Origin of the sequence: Nocardioides pini (assembly GCF_026712185.1) — a bacterium.
Lineage (GTDB): Bacteria > Actinomycetota > Actinomycetes > Propionibacteriales > Nocardioidaceae > Nocardioides > Nocardioides pini.
Genome location: NZ_JAPPUX010000001.1, coordinates 379588 through 394914 on the forward strand (window position 1 = coordinate 379588; position 15327 = coordinate 394914).

Annotated in this window: 15 protein-coding genes and 1 riboswitch; of the genes, 13 read left to right on the plus strand and 2 right to left on the minus strand. The window is 70.8% G+C overall.

Annotated elements, in window-relative coordinates:
* Nucleotides 1-69: 69 nt before the first annotated feature.
* The 3 genes from otsB to NYO98_RS01865 all read left to right on the plus strand — a co-directional run bounded on the left by otsB (nt 70) and on the right by NYO98_RS01865 (nt 2700).
* Nucleotides 70-900, plus strand: a complete 831-nt coding sequence (gene otsB, locus NYO98_RS01855) for a trehalose-phosphatase (RefSeq protein ID WP_268109823.1) — start codon at nt 70-72, stop codon at nt 898-900.
* 76 nt (nt 901-976) lie between these two features.
* A riboswitch (SAM riboswitch) is annotated at nt 977-1115 on the plus strand.
* A 10-nt stretch (nt 1116-1125) separates the two neighbouring features.
* Complete coding sequence (thrC, locus tag NYO98_RS01860; RefSeq protein WP_268109824.1) at nt 1126-2409, plus strand: threonine synthase; 1284 nt, start codon at nt 1126-1128, stop codon at nt 2407-2409.
* A gap of 15 nt (nt 2410-2424) precedes the next feature.
* On the plus strand, nt 2425-2700 hold the full coding sequence (locus NYO98_RS01865) for a MoaD/ThiS family protein (protein WP_268109825.1): 276 nt from the start codon (nt 2425-2427) through the stop codon (nt 2698-2700).
* Nucleotides 2701-2712: 12 nt separating this feature from the next.
* On the opposite strand, the gene NYO98_RS01870 is transcribed toward NYO98_RS01865, so the two are convergent.
* On the minus strand, nt 2713-3210 hold the full coding sequence (locus NYO98_RS01870; RefSeq protein WP_268109826.1) for a GDYXXLXY domain-containing protein: 498 nt from the start codon (nt 3208-3210) through the stop codon (nt 2713-2715).
* Nucleotides 3207-4430, minus strand: a complete 1224-nt coding sequence (locus NYO98_RS01875) for a DUF2157 domain-containing protein (RefSeq protein WP_268109827.1) — start codon at nt 4428-4430, stop codon at nt 3207-3209. Before NYO98_RS01875 ends, NYO98_RS01870 begins: the two co-directional genes overlap by 4 nt.
* Nucleotides 4431-4554: 124 nt before the next feature.
* On the opposite strand from NYO98_RS01875, the gene NYO98_RS01880 reads away from it, so the two are divergent.
* From NYO98_RS01880 to NYO98_RS01925, 10 genes are all read left to right on the plus strand, one after another.
* Nucleotides 4555-5394, plus strand: coding sequence for an SGNH/GDSL hydrolase family protein (locus tag NYO98_RS01880; RefSeq protein WP_268109828.1), 840 nt, complete (start codon nt 4555-4557; stop codon nt 5392-5394).
* A gap of 9 nt (nt 5395-5403) precedes the next feature.
* On the plus strand, nt 5404-6276 hold the full coding sequence (locus NYO98_RS01885) for a hypothetical protein (protein WP_268109829.1): 873 nt from the start codon (nt 5404-5406) through the stop codon (nt 6274-6276).
* Entirely contained in the window at nt 6276-7139 is an 864-nt protein-coding gene (locus tag NYO98_RS01890) for an ATP-grasp domain-containing protein (protein WP_268109830.1), read from the plus strand. The genes NYO98_RS01885 and NYO98_RS01890 overlap by 1 nt, the downstream gene beginning before the upstream one ends.
* 244 nt (nt 7140-7383) lie before the next feature.
* Complete coding sequence (locus NYO98_RS01895; RefSeq protein ID WP_268109831.1) at nt 7384-7761, plus strand: TadE/TadG family type IV pilus assembly protein; 378 nt, start codon at nt 7384-7386, stop codon at nt 7759-7761.
* Complete coding sequence (locus tag NYO98_RS01900) at nt 7758-9227, plus strand: TadE/TadG family type IV pilus assembly protein (RefSeq protein ID WP_268109832.1); 1470 nt, start codon at nt 7758-7760, stop codon at nt 9225-9227. The genes NYO98_RS01895 and NYO98_RS01900 overlap by 4 nt, the downstream gene beginning before the upstream one ends.
* A gap of 253 nt (nt 9228-9480) precedes the next feature.
* Nucleotides 9481-11109 (plus strand): chaperonin GroEL, encoded by a 1629-nt coding sequence (gene groL / locus NYO98_RS01905; RefSeq protein WP_268109833.1) that lies wholly within the window; start codon nt 9481-9483, stop codon nt 11107-11109.
* Between the two features lie 216 nt (nt 11110-11325).
* Complete coding sequence (locus NYO98_RS01910) at nt 11326-12387, plus strand: ABC transporter ATP-binding protein (protein ID WP_268109834.1); 1062 nt, start codon at nt 11326-11328, stop codon at nt 12385-12387.
* A complete protein-coding gene (locus NYO98_RS01915; RefSeq protein ID WP_268109835.1) occupies nt 12384-13598 on the plus strand; it encodes an ABC transporter substrate-binding protein in 1215 nt (404 codons plus the stop codon). Before NYO98_RS01910 ends, NYO98_RS01915 begins: the two co-directional genes overlap by 4 nt.
* 3 nt (nt 13599-13601) lie before the next feature.
* Nucleotides 13602-14480: an ABC transporter permease gene (locus tag NYO98_RS01920; protein WP_268109836.1), complete on the plus strand. Its 879-nt coding sequence runs from the start codon at nt 13602-13604 to the stop codon at nt 14478-14480.
* Nucleotides 14481-14496: 16 nt separating this feature from the next.
* Nucleotides 14497-15306 (plus strand): ABC transporter permease, encoded by an 810-nt coding sequence (locus tag NYO98_RS01925; protein WP_268109837.1) that lies wholly within the window; start codon nt 14497-14499, stop codon nt 15304-15306.
* Nucleotides 15307-15327: the final 21 nt, after the last annotated feature.

Sequence of the window (15327 nt, forward strand, 5' to 3'; positions counted from 1 at the left end):
CCGCCCCGTCCCGCGCCGCAACGGCGGGCAGGGTCGGCGCGCCCGCGCCGCACGTGGTTGGGTTGACCCATGGAGTTCACCTCCGACGACGCGCGCGCCCACTACGACGCCGTGCGCGAGGTCCTGGACGGCGTGGTCGTCGGCCTCGACTTCGACGGCACCCTGTCCCCGGTGGTCGACGACCCGGAGGCGGCCCGGCTGCACCCGGCTGCACCCGGTGCGCTGCTCGAGCTCGCGGAGGTGGTCCGTGCGGTCGCGGTGATCACCGGCCGCCCGGCACGCCAGGCCATCGCCATGGGCGACCTCGACGCGCTCGGCAACGCCATGCTGGACCGCGGTGCGGAGCTCTTCGTGTTCGGCCAGTACGGCAACGAGCGCTGGTCGGCCACCGAGCAGCGCATCCGGTCGCCGCGCCCCCCGGCCGGGCTGGCGAGCTTCGAGCGCGAGCTGCCGGCGGTGCTGCGCAGCGCCGGCGCCAGTGAGGCCTATGTCGAGGAGAAGGGCCTTGCCGTCGCGGTGCACACCCGGCGCATGGACGACCCGGTCGGCACCTTCGAGCGGCTGGTGAAGCCGATCTCCGCCCTCGCCGAGCGGCACCACCTCACGATCGAGCCCGGTCGCAACGTCATCGAGGTGCGTTCGGGTGACATGCACAAGGGCCACGCGCTCCGGACCTTCGTCGCCCAGCAGGAGGCCACGGGCGTGGTCTTCTGCGGCGACGACCTCGGCGACGTCGAGGCGTTCGAGGCGGTCAGGACGCTGCGTGCCGACGGCCTGCCCGGCCTCGTCGTCTGCTCCGCCTCCACCGAGCAGCCCGACCTCGTCCGGCTCGCGGACGTGGTCGTCGACGGCCCGCAGGGCGTCGTGGACCTCCTGGCCGGTCTCGCCTCGCGCCGCTGACCGCGTGGCGGACGCCGATGCGACCACATCGTGGACTCGGTGTGCGCATCGTGAGACGGCCTGCCTAGGCTGAGCGTGCTCATCACGAGGGACTGAGGGAACGGCCCGACGAAGTCCCGGCAACCACCCGCGAGCCTCCTGTCCGGCGCAGCCGGCAGTCGCGGGAGCAGGTGCCAAATCCGGCCCCGGCGAGAGTCGCGGGGGACAGATGAGAAGGAGGACTTCATGAGCACCCTGCTGGACGACAGCACCACCACGGCGACCGGCACGGGCCTGCGGGAGGGCGCCTTCGGCAACGCCCGCTCGCTCGCCTGCCGCGAGTGCGGGCACGAGGTCGCGCTCGGCCCGTCGTACGCCTGTCCGGAGTGCTTCGGGCCGCTCGAGGTGGCCTACGACTTCCCGGCCGTGACCCGCGAGGAGATCGCGGCCGGCCCCCGCAACATCTGGCGCTACAAGGCGCTGCTCCCGGTGCCCTCGGACATCGAGGAGAGCCCGAACACCGAGCCCGGGTTCACCCGCCTCCTCGAGGCGCGGAACCTCGCTCGCGAGCTCGGCCTAGAGAAGCTGTGGGTCAAGGACGACTCGACGAACCCGACCAACTCCTTCAAGGACCGCGTGGTCGCCTGCGCGCTCAGCGCCGCCCGCGAGCTCGACGCGAAGGTCTTCGCCTGCCCCTCGACGGGCAACCTCGCCAACGCCGTCGCCGCGGCGGGTGCCCGCGCCGGGATCCCCACGGTGGTGTTCATCCCGAGCAACCTGGAGACGCCGAAGAAGGTGAACTCGGCGGTCTTCACCGAGAAGCTCGTCGCGGTCGACGGCAACTACGACGACGTCAACAGGCTCGCCTCGGAGATCGCCGGCGAGGAGGAGGGCTGGGCGTTCGTCAACGTCAACGTGCGCCCCTTCTACGCCGAGGGCTCCAAGACGCTGGGCTACGAGATCGCCGAGCAGCTCGGCTGGCGGCTGCCCGACCAGGTCGTCATCCCCGTGGCCTCCGGCTCGCAGCTCACCAAGGTCGACAAGGCGTTCCAGGAGCTCATCACGCTCGGCCTCGTCGAGGACAAGCCGTACAAGGTCTTCGGTGCCCAGGCGACCGGCTGCTCGCCGGTGTCCGTGGCCTACAAGGCCGAGACCGACGCGATCCGACCGGTCAAGCCCGACACCATCGCCAAGAGCCTGGCGATCGGCAACCCGGCCGACGGCGTCTACGTCCTCGACGTCTGCCGCCGCACCGGGGGCGCGGTCGAGGACGTCTCGGACGACGAGGTGCGCGAGGCGATCGTGCTGCTGGCCCGCACCGAGGGCATCTTCACCGAGACCGCGGGGGGCACGACCGTCGGCGTGCTCAAGAAGCTCGTCGAGACGGGCCGGCTCGACACCTCGCTCGAGACCGTCGTCATCAACACCGGCCACGGGCTCAAGACCCTCGACGCGGTCGCCGACCGGGTCGGCCCCGCCGCCACCATCGCCCCGTCCTACGACGCCTTCGTGGCGTCGAAGGTCCTCTGAGAGGAAGAGAGAGACATGAGCGTCTCGGTCCGGATCCCCACCATCCTCCGCACCTACACCGGCGGCGAGTCGGAGGTGAGCGCCGAGGGCGACACCCTGTCGGCCGTGCTCGACGACCTCGACGGCAACTACTCCGGCATCAAGGGACGGATCCTCGACGAGGCGGGCCAGCTGCGCCGCTTCGTCAACGTCTACGTCGGCAACGACGACGTGCGGTTCCTCGACGAGCTCCAGACCGCCACCCCCGACGGCGTGCAGATCTCGGTGATCCCGGCGGTCGCAGGAGGCTGACCGGCGCGCGCGTCACGGAGCGCGTACGTCGACCACGGCGGCGTGGCCGCGGTCGTCGACCCGCAGCTCGGCCACCGCGCCGTCGCGCAGCAGGTCCTCGGCCCGCTGGGCGTCCTCCTGCGGGAGGAACCAGCTCTCGATGCCACACCTGACCTGCCACGACCGGTCGTCGCACGCGAGGTAGGGGCCGTCGTCGGGGCGCGTCCGGGACCATCCGTCGGCCACCCACACGCCGTCCTCCTCGACCAGGGAGATGTAGACGTCGCCGGACTCCCCGTCGTCCAGCGAGCCGAGGCCGGGCTCGACGAAGGACTGCGACGAGTCGTGACGCAGGTCGGGGTAGTCGAGCGCGACGTAGGCGCCACGGAGCGGGTCGACGGGGTCGACGGGCGCCACACGCACCAGGTAGGTGTCGCCCGTCAGCCGGGCGGAGAGCTGCGGCGCCACGGCCAGGCCGACGAGCGCGAGCTGGCTCACGGCGATCACGGCGGTCGTCAGGGTGCGGTTCATCGGTCGGTCCTCCGGGTCGTGGTGGGCGAGTCGCCGTCGAGGGCGTGGGCGAGCTGCCGGCGGGCCCGGTCGAAGAGGAAGCCGGTGCCGAGGAAGACGGTGCCGAGCACCACGAACAGCCACGCGCCGGTGACGATCGGCGCGAAGACGGCGAAGCTCTGGAAGGTCGTGAAGACGACCAGTCCGACCATCGCCATCCAGATCAGTGGCTGGTGGTCGCGGACGGTGCCGAGCGCGACCAGCCCGACGGCCAGGACCACGTAGGCGGTGACCGCGACGGCGGCGTGGGCCCAGTCCGCGGCGTCCACCGACGTCGTGTCGGTGCCCGTCGTCCAGAGCCCGATGAGGGTGGCCACGAGGAGCACGAGCACCGCGCCGAGGGGCTCCAGGACGCGCAAGCCGGGGCGCGTGAGCACCGCGGCCAGCGCGGCGACCCCGGCGACGACCAGCGCGACCACCAGCCAGGTGGTCCACTCGATCCCGTCCGAGCCGATGTCGGGGATGGCGGCGGCGAAGAGCGCGAGCAGTGCCATCGCGCCACCGACGGTGCGCCACGCCCAGGCGTAGGAGTCGATCCAGCCGTCGTGCAGGACGGCCAGGCTGGTCGCGAGGACGGCGCCGGCCCCGAAGAGGAGCACGATCGTGAGGCCGTCGGGCGCGTCCCACAGCGGCTGCCAGAACCACCAGGTGACGCCGGTGACGAGTCCGACGAAGAACGGCACGTGGGACCGGGTCAGGTAGCCGTGGAGCAGGGTCCCGGCCGCCCAGAGCCCGACCAGGCGCGGCTCGTAGGCGGGGACCTGGAGCGACTGCGCCGCCTGGAAGATCATGGCGCCGGCCCCCAGGGCGGCGAGGAGCCGCGCGGCGCCGACGAGCGGGGGTGAGGCGTGGCGGGCGGCGAGCCACTCGCCTCCGACGAGGAAGGCCAGCCACAGGGCCGCGACGGCGCAGAAGCGCGCGAGCGGCGAGAGCTCGTCGAGGTTGGCCGCGACCAGCCAGATGAGACCCACGCCGACGAAGCCGCCGCCGAGGTAGAGGAGCACCCGGCCGACACTGATGCGGGCGTGGTGCTCGGAGCGGTAGCGCGCGGCGATGCGCGCGGCCTGCTGGTCACTGATGAGGCCCTCGGCGGTCCAGTCGGTGAGCTCGCGGCGGAGCCAGGCGAGCTGGTGCGGTGCGACCGGTCGGGTGGGGAGGGCTCGTGGCGAGGTGTCGGTCATGCCTCCACCGTGGCGCGTCGGCGCCGGGTTGTCCTGAGTACATCGCCCCATCTGTGGGGTGCTGTTGGGCCATGGGTCGACCGCGGTTGTGTGCCCGTTCAGGACCGTCTGGTTCACAGGGGGCGTGGGAAGCAGACACCTGACCCGGGCCGGCGTCGCGCTGGCCGTGCTCGGCGGCCTCGCGGGAGGGACGGCGTACGGCGCCCGCGAGCTGCTGCAGCGCCAGGCTGCCCAGGCCCGCCGCGCGATCGGCAAGCCGCTGGGGGAGCAGGCGCCGGACGCCGACCGGCACTACAAGAAGAAGCACGGCGAGCCCGTGGACCTGCTGGTGCTCGGCGACTCGATCGCCGCGGGACTCGGAGCGGATCGGGCCAAGGACACCCTCGGCGGCCGGCTGGCCCGCGGCATCGCCTCCCACGCCGGCCGGTCGGTGCGGCTCCGGACGGCGGCCGTGGTCGGCGCGGAGAGCAGCATGCTCGCCGGACAGCTCGCCTCCCTGCCGCCCGGGTACCGCCCGCACGTGGCCGTCATCGTGGTCGGCGGCAACGACGTCACCCACCGCGTGCCGGTCGCGGAGTCCGTACGCCACCTGGCCGAGGCCGTCGACGACCTGCGCGGTCGCGGCACGGAGGTCGTCGTCGGCACCTGCCCGGACCTCGGTGCGCTCCGGCCGGTGCCGCAGCCGCTGCGGGCGCTCGGCTCGCTGGCCTCGCGACAGCTCGCGGAGGCCCAGCGGACGGCGGCCCTCGCCCGCGGGGCACGGGTCGTCTCGCTGGCGCACGTGGTGGGTCCGTTCTTTGCCACCCTCCCCGAGGAGATGTTCAGCCTCGACCGCTTCCACCCGAGCGCGCGCGGCTACAAGCGCACGGCGAAGGCGATGCTCCCGTCCGTCCTCGCGGCCCTCGGCGTGGTGGCCGACGTGCCATCCGGGCACCACGCACCCGAGGTGGGCGGGTCAGGCTAGGGTTCCCGGGTGCGCACCACTGCTCGACGAGCCGGCCAGGCCGTCAAGAAGGCCGCCAAGAAGGCCGGCAGGATGCAGGCATCGCCCGTGCCGGTCGAGCCCCCGCCGCTCGACCCGAAGGCGGAGCGCCGTCGCCGGCTGCTGGCCAGCAACCTGACCGAGCTCGCCATCGAGTTCCGCACCGACAAGTGGGGCGTGCACAAGTACACCCCCCACTACGAGCGCCACCTGCAGCACCTGCGCGGCGAGTCCTTCACCCTCCTCGAGCTGGGGATCGGCGGCTACAAGAAGCGCCGCAAGAGCGGCGCCTCGATGAAGATGTGGCGCTGGTTCTTCCCGAAGGCGCGCATCGTGGGTCTCGACATCGAGGACAAGTCGTGGCTCACGCGGGGCCACATCCACACCTACCTCGGCGACCAGACGGACCCCGAGGTGCTGCACCGGATCATCGAGGAGCAGGGTGCGCCCCTCGTCGTGATCGACGACGGCAGCCACATCCCGGCCCACGTGCGCGAGTCGTTCCGGATCCTGTTCCCGCTGCTCCCCGACGGCGCCATCTACTGCATCGAGGACACCCAGACCTCCTACTGGCCGGCGTGGGGCGGTCAGCTCGACCCGCGCGCGCCGGGCACCTCGATGGACCTGGTCAAGGACCTCGTCGACGGCCTCAACCACGAGGAGTTCCTCGTCGAGGGCTACGAGCCCACCTACACCGACCAGTGGGTGCGGGCCGTGCACTGCTACCACAACCTCGTGATCATCGAGAAGGGCGACAACCGGGAGGGCACCAACCGCGACCGCGTCGCGCACGAGCTCTACGGCGCCTCCGAGCTGCCCGGCGACTCCGGCGACTCCGACGACTCCGACGACTCCGACGACTGATGAACGTCCTGCTCGCGACCAGCGGCGACCTGCCGCAGGGGGAGCCCGGCGCGCCCGCCCTCGACGCCGCGCTCCGCGCCCGGGGCACCGACTTCGCCTGGGTCCGCTGGGACGACCCATCCGTGGACTGGGACGCCGGCGACCTGGTCGCGGTGCGTTCGACCTGGGACTACGTCACGCGCCACGCCGAGTTCCTCGCATGGGCGGCCTCGCTCGACCAGGCCCGCCTGCTCAACGGCGCCGACGTCTTCAGCTGGAACCACGACAAGCGCTACCTCACCGAGCTCGGCGACCTGCCCGCGGTGCCCACGCTGCTCGCCGACGACCGCGCCGGGCTGGCCGACGCCGTTCGCCACTTCGGCACCGCGGTCGTCAAGCCCCGCGTCGGTGCCGGCGGAGCCGGGCTGCTCGTGGTCACCGACCCCGACGACCCGCGCCTGGGACGCCCGGTCCGCAGCCACGCCGACTACCCCGAGGTGGACGGACCGTGGGTGGTCCAGCCGCTCGTGGAGTCGATCCACACGCACGGCGAGGCATCCGTCTACGTCCTCGACGGGCGACTGGGCCAGCGCTTCGACAAGCTGCCCGGCGAGGGCGACGTCCGCGTCAACGAGGAGTTCGGCGGCCGGGTGCGCGCCGTCGAGACCGGTGACGTCGGCGACCTGGTGATGGGCGCGTACGACGCGATGGCCGAGCGCTTCGGCCGGCCGATGGACTACCTGCGCGTCGACCTGCTGCGCTGGGGCGGCGGGTGGGTCGTCAGCGAGCTCGAGCTCATCGAGCCGGGTCTCTACCTCGACGTGTCACCGGCCAACGCCGAGCCGTTCGCCGACCTCCTCGACGCGCGGTCCGGCAGCCGCTGACCGACGGGTCTAGACAGGTCGGCAAACAAATCCCCGTCCGGGGGGTGGGGCATGCACCCCTCGCGCTAGGTTGCCCTCGTCTTGCCTGCGCTGGGGGGTGCGGGCAGGGCCGGTGATCCGTCATCCGTGCCGGATCACCGCACAACCTTCGCGACGTCCGGGAGCGTTCTCTCGCGCGTCGCACCTGCGGGAGGAAATAGTCATGCCCTTTTCACGCCCACGCGGGGATCGCGGGGCGTCAGCAGTGGAGTTCGCACTCGTCGTGCCCGTCCTGCTGGCGGTCCTGTTCTCGATCATCGACCTCGGGTTCGCGATCAACCGCTACACGATGCTCAACAACGCCACCCGCGAGGGGGTGCGGGCCGCCAGCCTCAGCGCCAGCAAGAGCGAGGTCGACAAGGCGGTCAACGACTCGCTGTCCGACCTGAAGGGGAAGGTCACCGTCACCGTCTCGTGCACGACGCCCCTCGGGGGGACCTGTGGGTCGTGGGACGCCAACCACGCCTCGGGTGGCGTCGCCGTGGTGACGGCGACCTACCAGCACGCGTGGCTGACCCCGATGGGCAAGGCGGTGTCGTCGAGCCTGACGCTGTCCAAGACCAGCCAGATGAGGATCGAGTGAGGCGCGCGCTCGAGGCGCGCGCACGGCAGGAGCAGGACGAGACGGGAGCGGTGGCCGTCCTCGTCGGCCTGCTCGCGATCGTCATCTTCGCCTGTGCTGCGCTGGCCGTGGACATCTCTTCCCTCGCCATGGAACGACAGAAGCTGCACGACCACGTCGACTCGGCCGCGCACGCCGGTGCCTTCGAGCTGCCGGCGAGCGGGGCCGCCGCCAAGACCTGGGCCGTCACGATGGCCAGGACACAGGACCCGGAGATGACGCCCGACACCGAGCTGTTCTGCGTCGTCGCCTCCACCGGCGCCGGCAAGCAGGTGGCTGCGGGGCAGATCCCGGCGACGTGCGACCCGGGGACCTACTCGAGCGCCCAGGTGCGGTGCAACACGAAGATCTGCTCCGTGCCGTGCCCGGTCACGGCCCGGTGCAACACGATCCGGGTCACCGACTCCAAGGACGTCGACTTCGACTTCGCGCCCATCATCGGCCACGACCGGGGCTCGACCGGCTCGGTGGCGTCCTCGGCCTGCCGCGGGTCGTGCGGCGAGACGCTCCCCAACCCGATGGACGTCGTCTTCATGGCCGACCGCACGACGAGCATGGCCGACGACGACCGGGAGGACATGCAGGCCGCGATCGTCGAGAGCCTGGGCGTCATGGACCCCACGCTCCACTACGTCGCGTTCGGGGCGATGCACAAGAGCAAGGCCACGTCGACCTGCGCCACCGCGGCCACGACGGCAGCCGACGGCGCCAAGGGCGGCACGTGGATCGCGATCGACTTCACCAACGACTACCGCGCCAACCGCGACTCGCCGATCAGCTCGAGCAGCAAGCTGGTGCGCGGCGTGAGGTGCATGCCCAACGGCGCCGTGCCGGGGCTGTCGACCGGCAGCTACGGCACCCACCTCGCGTCGGCGTTCAAGGGTGCCGCCCGGTACCTCCTCGGGCTCGACCCGAACAACCTCGGCTCGCTGCCCAAGCGTCCCGGCACGCCCAAGAAGGTGCTGATCTTCGAGACCGACGGCCAGCCCGACGAGCTGCTCGAGGAAGGGAGCACGTCGATGACCAGCGCGGGCGACGTGGGCGCCGGTCGCAACACCTACGGCAACGGCAAGGGGAAGAAGGGCTGCGAGAACCTGACCGACGTCGCCGAGCAGGCCAAGGGGCGCGGCGTCACGGTCCTGGTGATCGGCTTCGGGGATGCCCGCTCGGCGTCGTGCGAGAAGCCGGGCGGCCGCACGCCCCGCTCGCCGTGGGTGCGCGACTACCTGGCCGAGTCCGCCTCTGCCGGTCCGACCGGGGCGCCCAGCCGGGCGGACAGCGACTGCTCCACGTCGGCGGAGCGCACGGCCGAGAACAAGGACGGCGACTACTACTACTGCGCCGCCAGCGGCTCGGAGCTCGGTCCGATCTTCGCCACGGCGATCAATGCGGTCACGGAGGGGATCAAGCTCATCGAGATGCCCTGAGCCGACGGAGGAGGAGCGGCGCGCGCACCCCGGCGCGCGCCACTCCTCCCGGGACCTGACGTTTGCACTCTCATGGGGCGAGTGCTAAACATGACGTTGGCACTCTCCTCACGAGAGTGACAACGACCCAGGTGACGCTGAGGTCCCCGACGCCGGCGGGAATGGATCGCCGGCCGAGCGGGACCGTCCGTCGCGGGCAGCCCGCCAGGTGTCGCACCCACAGAACTCACGTCGACAGGAATCGCGAAGAGTCATGCCGAAGCTGATTGCTTTCAACGAGGAGGCCCGCCGCGGCCTCGAGCGGGGTATGAACACCCTCGCTGACGCGGTGAAGGTCACCCTGGGCCCGAAGGGCCGCAACGTCGTCCTGGAGAAGAAGTGGGGCGCCCCCACCATCACCAACGACGGTGTCTCGATCGCCAAGGAGATCGAGCTGGAGGACCCCTACGAGAAGATCGGTGCCGAGCTGGTCAAGGAGGTCGCCAAGAAGACCGACGACGTCGCTGGCGACGGCACCACCACCGCCACCGTCCTGGCCCAGGCCATGGTCCGCGAGGGCCTGCGCAACGTCGCGGCCGGCGCCAACCCGATGGGCCTCAAGCGTGGCATCGAGGCCGCCGTCGCCGCCGTCTCCGAGCAGCTGCTCGGCATGGCGAAGGACGTCGAGACCAAGGAGCAGATCGCGTCCACCGCGTCGATCTCCGCCGCTGACACCACCGTCGGCGAGATCATCGCCGAGGCGATGGACAAGGTCGGCAAGGAAGGCGTCATCACCGTCGAGGAGTCCAACACCTTCGGGCTGGACCTCGAGCTGACCGAGGGCATGCGGTTCGACAAGGGCTACATCTCGGCCTACTTCGCCACCGACCTCGAGCGCATGGAGGCCGTGCTGGAGGACCCCTACGTCCTCATCGCCAACTCCAAGGTGTCGACGGTCAAGGACCTGCTGCCGCTGCTGGAGAAGGTCATGCAGTCCGGCAAGCCGCTGCTGATCATCGCCGAGGACGTCGACGGCGAGGCGCTGTCGACCCTGGTCGTCAACAAGATCAAGGGCACCTTCCGCTCCGTCGCCGTCAAGGCGCCGGGCTTCGGTGACCGCCGCAAGGCCATGCTCCAGGACATCGCGATCCTCACCGGTGGCCAGGTCATCTCCGAGGAGGTCGGCCTCAAGCTCGAGTCCGCCGGTCTCGAGCTGCTCGGCCAGGCGCGCAAGGTCGTCATCACCAAGGACGAGACCACCATCGTCGAGGGCGCGGGCGACCAGGGCCAGATCGAGGGCCGGGTCAACCAGATCCGCGCCGAGATCGAGAAGTCGGACTCCGACTACGACCGCGAGAAGCTGCAGGAGCGCCTCGCCAAGCTGGCCGGCGGCGTGGCCGTCATCAAGGTCGGCGCGGCCACCGAGGTCGAGCTCAAGGAGCGCAAGCACCGCATCGAGGACGCCGTCCGCAACGCGAAGGCTGCGGTCGAGGAGGGCATCGTCGCCGGCGGTGGCGTGGCGCTCGTCCAGGCTGCCGACGCCGCGTTCGCCAAGCTCGAGCTGACCGGCGACGAGGCCACCGGTGCCGAGATCGTCCGCAAGGCCACCGAGGCCCCGCTCAAGCAGATCGCCGTCAACGCCGGCCTCGAGGGTGGCGTCATCGCCGAGAAGGTGCGCAACCTCGAGCCGGGTCACGGCCTCAACGCCGCGACCGGTGACTACGTCGACATGATCGCCGAGGGCATCATCGACCCGGCCAAGGTCACCCGCTCGGCGCTGCAGAACGCCGCGTCGATCGCCGCGCTGTTCCTCACCACCGAGGCCGTCGTGGCCGACAAGCCCGAGAAGGCGCCGGCCATGCCCGGTGGCGACATGGGCGGCATGGGCGGCATGGACTTCTGATCGGTCCGTCCCCGCAGCACCACCAGCAGGGCCCCCGCTCCGGCGGGGGCCCTGCTGCATGTCCGGGGGGTCCCGGACGGCCTCCTGGTATGGACCACCAGGCCGGAGTTCCTGTGCCGAATCGTGATCTCGTGATGATGTTCAGTGCGGGATCGAAGGTCCTAGTCTGACTTTCGCAACGCATTCCGTCGTCCCGAGCGTGGTGGAGGAAGCTGCATGAGCACCCCGGCCGTCGAGCTGGTCGGCCTGACCAAGTCCTTCGGCAGCGTCACGGCCGTGGACGGCCTCGACCTGCGCATCGAGGACGGGGAGTTCTTCTCCATGCTGGGTCCGAGCGGCAGCGGCAAGACGACCGTGCTGCGGATGATCGCCGGGTTCGAGCTGCCCAGCGCGGGCCGGGTGTTGCTCGCCGGCGAGGACGTCACCGGGCGGCCCCCCTTCGCCCGCGACGTCAACACCGTGTTCCAGGACTACGCGCTGTTCCCGCACATGGACGTGCTCGCCAACGTGGAGTACGGCCTGCGGGTGAAGAGGGTGCCGGCCTCGCAGCGCCGTGACCGCGCCATGGCGGCCCTCGAGTCCGTGCAGCTCGGACAGCTCGCCCGCCGCCGCCCCACCCAGCTCTCCGGCGGCCAGCGCCAGCGCGTGGCGCTCGCGCGGGCTCTGGTCAACCGTCCCCGGGTGCTCCTCCTCGACGAGCCCCTCGGCGCGCTGGACCTCAAGCTCCGCCGGGCGATGCAGCTCGAGCTCAAGGACCTCCAGCGCGAGGTCGGCATCACCTTCGTGTTCGTGACCCACGACCAGGAGGAGGCGCTGACCATGAGCGACCGGATCGCCGTCTTCAGTGAGGGCCGCATCGAGCAGGTCGCGAGTCCCGCGGAGCTCTACGAGAGCCCCGGCACCGCCTTCGTCGCCGGCTTCGTGGGCACCTCCAACCTGCTCAGCGGGGACGCCGCCGCGGCGGTGCTCGGACGCACGGGCACCTTCAGCATCCGCCCGGAGAAGATCCACCTCGACTCCGACGTCGAGTCCGGCAACACGACCGCCCGGGGGACCGTCGCCGACGTCGTCTACCTCGGCTCGGTCAACCACTACCTCGTCGACCTCGACGCCGGCCCGACCCTCACCGTGCTGAAGCAGAACCTCCGGGACAGCACCGAGCAGGCGATGGGCCGCCGGGGCCAGCAGGTCACCGTCGGGTGGGCCGACGAGCACGTCATCGAGCTCTCGGGCGACACACAGCAGGTGCAGCAGTCCCACGAGAAGGAGAAGTCATGAAGCAGACCACCAGGCTCGCCGCGCTCGCCGCGGCGTTCACGCTCGCGCTCACCGGCTGCGGCACGTCCTCCGGCGACGACGACGGCGACAGCGCCACCGGGACGGAGGCGCAGGGAGGCTTCACCGCCCCGGACATCCCGATGGCCGACGAGGTCGGGGACTACGAGGACAGCCTCAGCGTGCTGGCCTGGCCCGGCTACGCGGAGGACGGCTCCACGGACAAGTCCGTCGACTGGGTGACCCCCTTCGAGGAGGAGACCGGCTGCCAGGTCGACGTCAAGTACTTCGGCACCTCCGACGAGGCGGTGAACCTGATGAAGACGGGTCAGTACGACGTGGTGTCCGCCTCGGGCGACGCGTCGCTGCGACTCATCGCCGGCGGTGACGTGGCACCGGTCAACACCGACCTGATCCCGAACTACGCCGACGTGTGGCCGTTCCTGAAGGACCGCGACTGGAACTCGGTCGGCGGCCAGATGTACGGCGTCCCGCACGGCTACGGCGCCAACCTCCTGATGTACAACACCGACGTCGTCACCCCCGCCCCGACGAGCTGGAGCGCGGTCTTCGACGACGCGTCGTCGTACTCCGGCAAGGTCACGGCGTACGACTCACCGATCTACATCGCGGACGCCGCGCTCTACCTCATGGAGACGCAGCCGGACCTCGGCATCAAGGACCCCTACGCCCTCGACGAGGACCAGCTGGCGGCGGCGGTCGACCTGCTCAAGAAGCAGCGCGAGGACATCGGCGAGTACTGGTCGGACTACCTCAAGGAGATCCAGTCCTTCAAGACGGGTGACTCCGTGGTCGGCACCACGTGGCAGGTGATCGCGAACCTGGCGAAGGACGAGAAGGCCCCCGTGGAGGCGATCCTCCCCGACGAGGGAGCAACCGGCTGGTCGGACACCTGGATGGTGCAGGCGTCGACCGAGAGCCCGAACTGCGCGTACGGCTGGATGAACCACATCATCAGCCCCGAGGCCAACGCAGCCGTCGCCGAGTGGTTCGGCGAGGCCCCGGCCAACGAGAAGGCGTGCGACCTGACGAGCAAGGGCTTCTGCGAGACCTACCACGCAGGTGACGAGTCCTACGCCGAGCAGATCCACTACTGGACGACCCCGATCGAGGAGTGCCTCGACGGCCGCACCGACGTGACGTGCACGACCTACCAGGACTGGACCCAGGCCTGGACCGAGATCAAGGGCTGAGGCATGACGTCCCGGTCGTTCGCGGGCGGCGGTGCGGCACACCCTCGGTCGGGTGTGCTGCACCGCCGCCCTCGGCTGCGACTGGGGCTCCTTCTCGGCCCGCCGATGCTCTGGCTCGGCGTGCTCTACCTCGGCTCGCTGGCGGCGTTGTTCATCACGTCGCTGTGGACCGTCGACGCCTTCGGCGGGAACATCGAGCGGATCTGGAACCTCGACAACTACCGCGACCTGTTCACCATCGACGTCTACCGCACGATCACCGCCCGCACCATCCTGACCGCGGTGGCCGTGACCGTGATCGACGCCCTGCTGGCCTTCCCCATCGCGCTCTACATGGCCAAGGTCGCCTCACCCCGGCTCCAGCGTGCGCTCGTCATCGCCGTGCTGACCCCGCTGTGGGCGTCGTACCTCGTCAAGGCGTACGCCTGGCGTGGGATGTTCGCCAGCGGCGGGCCGCTCGACGACCTCGGGCTCTCGCCCGGGTACGGCCTGGTCGCCACGGTGGTGACGCTGTCCTACCTGTGGCTGCCCTACATGATCCTGCCGATGTACGCCGGTCTCGAGCGGCTGCCCGACTCGCTGCTCGAGGCCTCGGCGGACCTCGGCGCGACCACCCGCACCACCATGCGCCGCGTGGTGCTGCCGGTGCTCTTCCCCGCCGCGGTCGCCGGCTCGATCTTCACCTTCTCGCTGACCCTCGGCGACTACATCGCCGTCGAGATCGTCGGCGGGGCCAACCAGATGCTCGGCAACGTCGTGTACGACTCGTTCCTGACCGGCAACAACCTGCCGTTCGCGGCCGCCGTCGCGACCATCCCGGTCGTGGTGATGCTGGCCTACCTGGGAGCGGTACGCCGGACCGGGGCGCTGGACTCGCTGTGAGCGCGCGGGGTGGACGATGAGCTTCTCGCGGGCGACCCGGGGCGTGCTGCTGGCGTTGACCGGCCTGGTGCTGCTCTTCATCCACGTGCCACTGGCGCTCGTCGTGCTGAACTCCTTCAACGTCTCGCGGACCTTCGAGTGGCCGCCTCCGGGCTACACCACGAAGTGGTGGTCGGCGGCAGTCGACAGCGCGGGCGCACGGAACGCCATCGTGGTCTCGGTGGAGGTGGCGCTCGTGGCCACGGCCATCGCGCTCGTCCTCGGCACGATGGCCGCCCTCGCGCTCCAGCGGTTCCGCTTCTTCGGGCGCGACACGGTCTCACTGCTGATCATCCTGCCCATCGCCCTGCCCGGCGTGGTGACCGGCATCGCGCTGGCCAACGCATTCCTGACGATGTTCGGGATCGAGCTGGGCATGCTCACCCTGGTGGTCTCGCACGCGACGTTCTGCATCGTCACGGTGTTCAACAACGCCATCGCCCGCCTGCGCCGGCTGGGCGGCAACCTCGAGGAGGCCTCGATGGACCTCGGCGCCGGGACGTTCCGGACCTTCTGGTCGGTCACGCTCCCGATGATGCGCTCGGCCCTGCTGGCGGGCGCGCTGCTGTCCTTCGCGCTGTCCTTCGACGAGATCATCGTGACGACCTTCACCGCGGGACAGGGCATCCAGACGCTGCCGATCTGGATCTACCAGAACCTGTTCCGCCCCAACCAGGCGCCGGTGGTCAACGTGGTCGCCGCGGCCCTCATCGTGCTGTCGATCATCCCGATCTGGCTGTCGCAGAAGCTCGCCGGCACCGACGAGTCGGTCGCCGCCGCCCGGTAGCGCGGGCACACCGCTGGTAGG

Coding starts and splice junctions, on each gene's coding strand:
- otsB (WP_268109823.1), top strand. CDS start 70: ATGGAGTTCACCTCCGACGACGCGCGCGCCCACTACGACGCCGTGCGC.
- thrC (WP_268109824.1), top strand. CDS start 1,126: ATGAGCACCCTGCTGGACGACAGCACCACCACGGCGACCGGCACGGGC.
- groL (WP_268109833.1), top strand. CDS start 9,481: ATGCCGAAGCTGATTGCTTTCAACGAGGAGGCCCGCCGCGGCCTCGAG.
- NYO98_RS01925 (WP_268109837.1), top strand. CDS start 14,497: ATGAGCTTCTCGCGGGCGACCCGGGGCGTGCTGCTGGCGTTGACCGGC.
- NYO98_RS01920 (WP_268109836.1), top strand. CDS start 13,602: ATGACGTCCCGGTCGTTCGCGGGCGGCGGTGCGGCACACCCTCGGTCG.
- NYO98_RS01890 (WP_268109830.1), top strand. CDS start 6,276: ATGAACGTCCTGCTCGCGACCAGCGGCGACCTGCCGCAGGGGGAGCCC.
- NYO98_RS01875 (WP_268109827.1), bottom strand. CDS start 4,430: ATGACCGACACCTCGCCACGAGCCCTCCCCACCCGACCGGTCGCACCG.
- NYO98_RS01865 (WP_268109825.1), top strand. CDS start 2,425: ATGAGCGTCTCGGTCCGGATCCCCACCATCCTCCGCACCTACACCGGC.
- NYO98_RS01910 (WP_268109834.1), top strand. CDS start 11,326: ATGAGCACCCCGGCCGTCGAGCTGGTCGGCCTGACCAAGTCCTTCGGC.
- NYO98_RS01915 (WP_268109835.1), top strand. CDS start 12,384: ATGAAGCAGACCACCAGGCTCGCCGCGCTCGCCGCGGCGTTCACGCTC.
- NYO98_RS01870 (WP_268109826.1), bottom strand. CDS start 3,210: ATGAACCGCACCCTGACGACCGCCGTGATCGCCGTGAGCCAGCTCGCG.